This is a genomic window from Micromonospora sp. NPDC048169, from assembly GCF_040652815.1.
GTDB lineage: Bacteria > Actinomycetota > Actinomycetes > Mycobacteriales > Micromonosporaceae > Micromonospora.
On record NZ_JBEZMS010000041.1, the window covers coordinates 34748 to 42071 of the forward strand.

Here is a 7324-nt window from a genome sequence, read left to right on the forward strand (position 1 = left end):
GGTGAGGAGATACGTACACCGGCAACGTCTACCTCGATCCAAGTTGTGCGGGCGGCGGTTGTTCAGGAGAAGTCGGACCGGTGCTGCCGCCAGTGTTTCTCTATCCAGCCGATCTGTCCGCGATCCAACCTGATCGCGAGCGGCCGGCCCTGCAGAGGCGTGTAGGCCGGGTATCTGGCCAGTTCATCCCGCAGGCTGATCGTGAGGGTGCCCGGGTCTACGGCAATGTCCCCCTGATCGAAGAGCCGGTGAATATCCCGTCTCAGGAGCAGCCCGCCATCGTCGTGATGCTGGCCGACTGCTGCGTAGCTGTACAGGTGCGCCGCTTCCAGCGCCGCAACGGGGCCGGGACCGGTGAAAGCGCATACCGGTCCGAAGGACGCAAGTAGGCGTTGCCTGAACCCACGCTGACCCACGCGGACGCGCACTCTCGCCGGTCGATGGCCTTCCGGACGTGACTGGACCCACCGGGTTGCGTCCTCGAGGAAAGTTGCACCCCTTCCCCTGCCGGCACTGCGCAGTGCCTTGACAAAAGCGTCCCACACGAGCGGACGCATGCTCAGCTGGGATTTCGGGGAGACACAGAGGCTGCGCAGAGTCCTTCCGTCCAGGCAGCGGCCGAGGTCGAGCCAGTTGGCGTCGTGGCGCGACCTGAAAGTCTCGACACGTTCCACGCGGGTGGTGGCAACGTCAAAGGTGTCCGAGCACGGGAAGCACCTGAACTGCGGTGATTGACGCTTACGCCTCTTGATGTCCGCCCTGTTGCAGCGGGGACACCGGTAAAGGATCTTCTCAGCGTGGCCGGTCTCGATCTCCTCGATCAGGGAGGCGCCGATGACTGCCTCCCTGTCCCACAGGACGATCCGGTCACCAACGGCCACGGTCCGGGCGTTCGGAACGGTGCTGTCCCAGCTGTAGTGGGCGTCCGGGTCGTCGTCGTAGCCGTCGTTCCCGCCGTGCTGTCGATCCGCACCGACAGCAAGCATCAGCCATGCCCTGGGCAGACCAGCATCCACCGCCACAGTCGCCTCCCTTTCGTGCGCGGGAGAGAACCTATCTGACGGTTGCGACACTCGCCCGGCCCGCCGAAGACGGTCGGAGCAATGATCGGAGCCGGACCGCCGGAGCGGGCGTGGTGATCATGAGCATGGGCCAGATAGTCGGTGTACCCATCGAACGGTCCAACGGCTGAACTCAGCCCGTATATGTTTTCCATGTCAGTCACAATCCGGCACGGACCGACTGCGCCACGTGGGATAACCTCAGCGGGCGTCACCCGTTCCACCCAATGCGCTGCGAGCTGCGCGAATGCTGAGGAGAGTCGGTGACACGAGCAAGGTCTGGCTGTACAATCGCCAGCGCACATTGGCGTTTAGTAGTACATGGTTTCTCTTGGAGGGGCGCCGCCGCTCACTCGTAGTTCGCTCTTTGCACTTCGTGCGTTCTTGGGGCGTCCATGAGAAGTGACACGAGGTCTTCGAGGATAATGAGGTCGCAGTGACGTGCGCCAGAGTCAGGATCTTGAAGAACGTGGGTTACTCCATGGTACTCACGCTGAGATACGTTTTCCGGCAGCAGAAGGGAAGTGACTGCGAATCTCTCCCGCCACTGCTCGCCCATCTTCCATGCCACGCACAGATCGATGTCCTTGAGATTCTTTTCCTGTGCATCTAGGTCGTTGAGTAGACCATCGACAGAATATTTGTATTCCAGCACCTTGGGCTGAGTAACTTTTCCGTGAAGTCCATCAAGCACCTGTGCATCGATGCCCAGCGGATTGCTGTCCTCGTCGAATTCAAGTAACTCGCGATCGTGCTGAAAATTGATCCGGAAAAGGCTGTCGTACTTGAATCGCTCGTTCGTCGACATGATGGACAGGCCGCGCACCACCCCGCCGGAAATGATCTCATGAAACAGGGCGATCGCATCTTGCTCACGCGTAGGGGTGGAGGTGATGCTAATTCGCTTCGTTGGGGCGAAGAAGTGTTCAGAAGAAAGAAGGAGGGGTGAAGCTGCTTCATGTTTGATCATCTCCTCTTTCCAGTCGTCAAGCTTAAGCTCTCGATCGAGATCGGGGGCGATGCCGGAGTCACGCTTCATGCTGGAGCGTAGCCGCGTGATTGGCCCTTGGACAATTGCAACAGCGACATCGGTGGCGAAATCGACAAGCGGCTTGGCGAAGCCCTTTCTGCCAAGGTCCGGGGTATAGTTCTTAAAGTGGATGAGGAGGTGGACCTGATTCTGTCGACCGGTATACCTGGTTAAGGGAACCTGAATTACGTCGCCCTGCGGCATCCCGTTCGCAGCAAGCTGAATTCCTGCCTTCAGCACCTGCATGTTGCCTCGGACGCCCAACTTCTCGTTGAACACCTTCCAGAGCTTGGTGGTGTAGCCATACTCAACCCGTATGGTCGGCTTGTGTGTTTCGATTACCTCCTGGTGCTCTGTGAACACGTCAGGGGCAAGAATTCTCTTGCAGTCGATTGGGTCATACTCATCATATATGAAGTCAAGCTGCCGATATGCGTTCGGCAACGGCTTTGAAGGCCCATATTTCTCGAAGAACTCAGATGCCTTCTGCTCTACATCTCTGATGCGAGCGGACTTGCTCTTCTCCTCGTGCAGCCAGAGATAAGAAATGCCGCCAGTGGTTGAAGTCGAGATTTCCCCACCGGCGATGCAAACCACTTCGACCTTCTTGTCCGACGCCGGTTCTACAGAGCCGATCCCGGTCTTCACCCTCAGGATAGTAAGCCATGTTTCTGCGTTTCTGGCAGACAGCCAACTTAGTTTTCTCGGCTGCGTTTGCCCGTCGAAGCGAACGGTTACAGATGTGCCTCGATCCATCTCTCGGAAGCTGTCATCGATGTCGGGATTTGGATCGGGTTCAACGAGCGGAGCATCGCTGCTGCTCGGCCCTTTCAGCCATGCGCGGCCGCCTAGGATCCGTCCGCAAGACTCATTTCCAAGCCCTCGGGTGTGCACTCGGAGATAATTGAACCCGTAGGCAAGGTACGTCGCTCCGACACCTTTATGGCCACGCGATGTGGCTTCCTCTTTGAATGAGAAGTTCGGCGCTAGGAAACGCTGAAACTCTTCATAGGTCATGCCGCATCCGTTGTCGGAGACTGTCAACTGATTCTCGTCCAGGTCAACAATAATGCGCAGCTGTTGTGAGTAGTTGCCGCTTGTTCCCGCCAACTCTTCGTCGCGTGCCCGTTTCTCCAGAGCGTCTAGCCCATTTTGGACTAGCTCGCAGAATGGGTCGTACCATCCTACGTACGAGCTTAAAATGTTCTCGATCTCACGCCTCAGGGCCCGCTGCGCTGCCAGGCTGTTTTCTAGCCGGCCCTTTACCTGCAGCGGATCAAAGGCGGCGAAGGACTGATTAACGGCCACAGTGGAGGTCACGACCGTAGGATAGTGGTTCCGTCGATGCACATGCATCAGACACTCGGAGACATGCGTTGACCAACACGCCGCATGGCGGGAACGCCGCGTGGGACGCCGGGCCGACATGACGTGCAGCAATGCGTGACTTCCGCCCAGTTCACGGTTGCTGAAGGGTCACGACGACACCGTGCCCTGACGCGTCAGCCAGAGCCTGCAAGACGGTCAGGATCTCGCGCTCTCAGCGACACCGGTGGGTCGACGCCACGGACCCAGTCCAGCTCGGCGAGGAAGGACCGCAGGGCCACTACCTGCGCCCGGGTCACCGCAGCCACCAGCGCGTCGGCCACCAGCGCCCTAGCAGGTGCTCGGTCAGCTGTCGGCGGTCGTCGGCGGGCAGCGTCTCGACCAGTGCGGTCACGGTGTAACGCCACTTGACCGAGAGTGTCTGCCGCCAGTGCACCGGCCCCGGGACGCAGGGCGTGCAGCCGGTCGACGATGTCGAGCAGCATCTGCGCGGCCTGCCGCTGGTCGATCGATAGGACTGGTGTGACGCCGTTCGCGCCGGAGTTGATGCGGACAACGACTTCCTCGCCTGGTTTGCCGACAGAGCTGCGGCACGGCTGCATCTGCGAGCGTTCACTGAGATGACGGGTGGTAGTCGATGAACGAGCGTTCGGCGGCGGAGGGTCGCTGGTGCAGTTCTCCAGCGCTGCTGCGCAGTCGGGCCGGCCGTGAGATCTCACGATCGTCTCACGGACGGCCCGGGACGGCCCGGTAGAGCCCGGCCTGCCTCGGACCGCCTCCTGCCGATGAGCTGCATATTCGGCAGGAGGCGGTATCGTCCGGCAGCCGCCGGTAGGCCTGCTAGTTCACTGGGGGTCAAGGGGTCGTCGGTTCGAATCCGGCCGTCCCGACAAAGAAAAAGCCCTGACCAGCGGGAACACTGGTCAGGGCTTTGATTTTCTTCGATGGAGATTTGAACCGCCCCCCGAAAACCCCCCGTTTACGCGGTGCGGCAACCAAGTTCGTCATCGGTGTGCATCGTTCTCTCCTGACGGCGATCCTTGGTTGCTCGGGTGGCTGCCGAGCCGTTCGAGGATGCCGGACACGTCTGGGGCTTGTACCGGCTTGGCGATGTAGTAGGTGTCGGTGACCTCCTCGCTGGAGTGCCCGAGTTGCGCTGCCGCGCTCTTGGTATCGATCTCCTCCTTGATGAGGGTGGCGACGGTCTTTCGGAAGGTGTGCGGGGTGACCCAGTCGAGGTCGGCTTCGGCGCGGGCCTGGCGCCACTGACGGCGGACGTTGTTGGGGGAGAGCCAGGTGCCTCGTCGGGAAGCGAAGATCGCGTCGTGGGGGTTGTCCGCGGCGGTGAGTTTGCGGGCCATGAGCATGCCGACCGCGAACCGGGGGAGGACGACCCTCCGGTAGCCGGCGTCGCTCTTGGTCCAGGGCTGTCGGAAGAAGCCCTGGCTCTTGATGAAGACCAGCGTTCCGCAGATCGTCAGGGTTGGTCGTTCGGCGGCGAGGTCCAGGTCCTCCCAGCGGAGGGCCAGGATCTCGCCGATACGGGCGCCGGTGGCGAGCATGAGGTCGACGACGTCGGCCAGGTCGCCGCGGTGCCGAGGCCCGGGCTTACCAGGGATAGGTCGCTGCCATTCGCGGATCGCCGTACGGACGGCTTGGAGTTGCTCGGCGGACAGGACGACGACGGTGCGGCGGGGTTTGCGGAGTCGGCCGGTGTCGCGGACCGGGTTGGTGGGGATGGCGCCGTGGCGTACGGCCAGAGCGAACATCTGACTGAGGACGACCTTCACGCCTTTGGCGGCTGAAGGGCGGTCCTTGGCGATGTCGCGCAGGAACCGGTCGAGGCGTCCGACGCTGGCTTCCCGGATTCGGAGGTTGCCGAGGGCGGGCAGGATCGAGGTGCGGACGCTGGTCGCGTATCGGTGGATGGTTTGTGGCGCGATGCGTTCCTCGGCGGTGATCTCTTCGACCCACAGTTCGGCGAGGGCACTGATGCGCGTTTCGCGGGTGATCTCGTCGTCGGTGGGGGTGGCACGGTCGCGGAGTTTGACCTTCAAGGCCCGTTCGGCGGCCGGTCCTGTGGTGTCGGTGGCTTCGATGTCGCGGGTGATGCCGTCGTAGTCGCGGAACCGGGCGCGTGCCCGGAATCTCTTCGGACCGAGTTTCTCGATCCGGATTTTTCCGGAGGTGCCGATGGCCAGTTCAGGTCGGGCCATGGTTCACCGCTCCGCGTCGGTGTGGTCTTCGAGCCAGCGCTCGACCTCGCTGCGCCGGTAGCGCAGGGTGTTGCCGACGCGGATGGCGCGAGGGCCCTTGCCTCGGCTGTGCCAGGCGTAGAGGGTGTTCTTGGGCTTGCCCAACCAGGCCGCGAGGTCGTCGATGGTCAGGAGTGGGTCTGGCCGCCATTCGGAGGCGGCGGGGCCGTTCATCGCCCGTCCAGGACGTCGGTCGAACCGGGCTGCCAGCGCCGCGTCGTGCGGTTGGCAGTCGGCCGGCGTGCGTCGGCACCTGGTCTGAATTCCGGGCCGGTTCGGGGTCGGGGCGGGCATGGATCGTGCTTCCTTTCGTTGGCCCGGCGTTGCTGGGGCCGGGGGTGAACGGGGTCGTCGCTACGACCCGCGGGTGCGGCATCTGACAGCTGTGGCCGTCTATCCATCCGTCGTGTCCCCCAGGGGTCAAGCCAAGGGCTGGGCTTGTCCTCGAAGAGGCATCGCAGGCTCTGTATCGATCGCGGACGGACGGCGTCCCCCTGGTCCTGCGGACCGCTGGATGGCGGGCAGAGGGCGTCAGTCGAGCCCTCGCTCGCCAGTTGCGAGACGCGGTGCGTCCCCGTACCGAGCTGGGTGTGGAAACGTGCGATCCGGGTCGCGGTGCTTGTGCGCCCGGTCATCTCGATGCAGATTGGGAAGTTCTGGAGTGTTCTCATCGTCAGTTGCCTTTCGGTCAGGCTGATGTGTGGGTTGGTGCTGGTCGTGGTCTGCGATATCCGGGCGCGTGGAACCGGTGACCTCCTTGCGTCAGAGGGCATGCGTGGCTGGCCCGCCGAGCGAGAGGCTCGGCAGGCTGGCTGGATTGAATGGACGGCCCGCCGATCTCGGCGGGCCGTCATCTGTTGGAGCGCTGCCTGGTGCTCACGCCGGTGGCGCCGTCATTGGCCGGACAGCGGTGAGTCCCGAGGGTTGGCGCCGGTGTTTGCTCTGACGACTCGTCAGGCTGTGTGGCTGCTGCCCGCGAGTCGGCGCAATGCCTGCCCGGCGCCGGGGTAGGCGAGCCGCAATGTGTAGGCGGCGAGTTGGACGGCCCACCAGGTGAGGGCGACGAGGTAACCGACCAGCAGGGCGCTGCTGGTGTCGCTGGTGAAGACGATGGCGTAGCCGATGGCGAGGCCGGGGACCGTGATGGTGCGGGTGGTGCGGCTTCGGCTGGTGGTCAGGGCGGTGGCGATGCCGAGCAGTGCTGCTCCGGCGCTGCCGATGAGGCCGGGCATGCCGGTCAGGTCGACCGGTGGGGTGAGGGTGATCGCCGCGCGCATGAGGCAGATGCCGGTGGCGGCTACGGCGGCGGGCAGGGCCGCCGGACGGGTGCGCGCGAGCCAGTTGGACAGGTGCGGAGCCGCGATGCGGGGAGCGGTGGCGGCGATGATCGCCGCGCAGGCGGCGAGGGGGAGCGCGGAGCCGAGGGTCCATTTCAGGTATGGCTCGTAGCCGAACTGGACGGCGGTGCCGGTGGCGAGGCCGTAGAGGGCGGCGGCGGTTGATCCGCCGACGGCGGCGGCGAGGTATCCGCGTCTGATGAGGTGGCCGGTGGTGGGTCTAGGGCGTGTTTCATAAGCCGGTCAGAGCCACTCGCAGATGATGGTGATGGTCAGGACGGCCTGGAAGCGGACGGCTAACTTGTCGTAGCGGGT

At 63.4% G+C, this 7324-nt stretch carries 5 protein-coding genes; all 5 read right to left on the reverse strand.

Features of this window, described 5'->3' with window-relative positions; translation table 11 throughout:
- Positions 1-62: 62 nt before the first annotated feature.
- The 5 genes from AB0D28_RS25720 to AB0D28_RS25740 all read right to left on the reverse strand — a co-directional run bounded on the left by AB0D28_RS25720 (position 63) and on the right by AB0D28_RS25740 (position 6949).
- Positions 63-1022, reverse strand: a complete 960-nt coding sequence (locus tag AB0D28_RS25720) for an HNH endonuclease signature motif containing protein (RefSeq protein WP_357389785.1) — start codon at positions 1020-1022, stop codon at positions 63-65.
- A 388-nt stretch (positions 1023-1410) separates the two neighbouring features.
- Positions 1411-3411, reverse strand: coding sequence for a hypothetical protein (locus tag AB0D28_RS25725; protein ID WP_357389787.1), 2001 nt, complete (start codon positions 3409-3411; stop codon positions 1411-1413).
- Between the two features lie 1010 nt (positions 3412-4421).
- Entirely contained in the window at positions 4422-5633 is a 1212-nt protein-coding gene (locus tag AB0D28_RS25730; RefSeq protein WP_357389789.1) for a site-specific integrase, read from the reverse strand.
- Positions 5634-5636: 3 nt separating this feature from the next.
- Positions 5637-5846 carry a helix-turn-helix domain-containing protein gene (locus AB0D28_RS25735; RefSeq protein ID WP_030504821.1) on the reverse strand — a complete coding sequence of 70 codons (210 nt, stop codon included), beginning with the start codon at positions 5844-5846 and terminating at the stop codon, positions 5637-5639.
- A gap of 779 nt (positions 5847-6625) precedes the next feature.
- Positions 6626-6949 carry a hypothetical protein gene (locus AB0D28_RS25740; RefSeq protein WP_084213234.1) on the reverse strand — a complete coding sequence of 108 codons (324 nt, stop codon included), beginning with the start codon at positions 6947-6949 and terminating at the stop codon, positions 6626-6628.
- Positions 6950-7324: the final 375 nt, after the last annotated feature.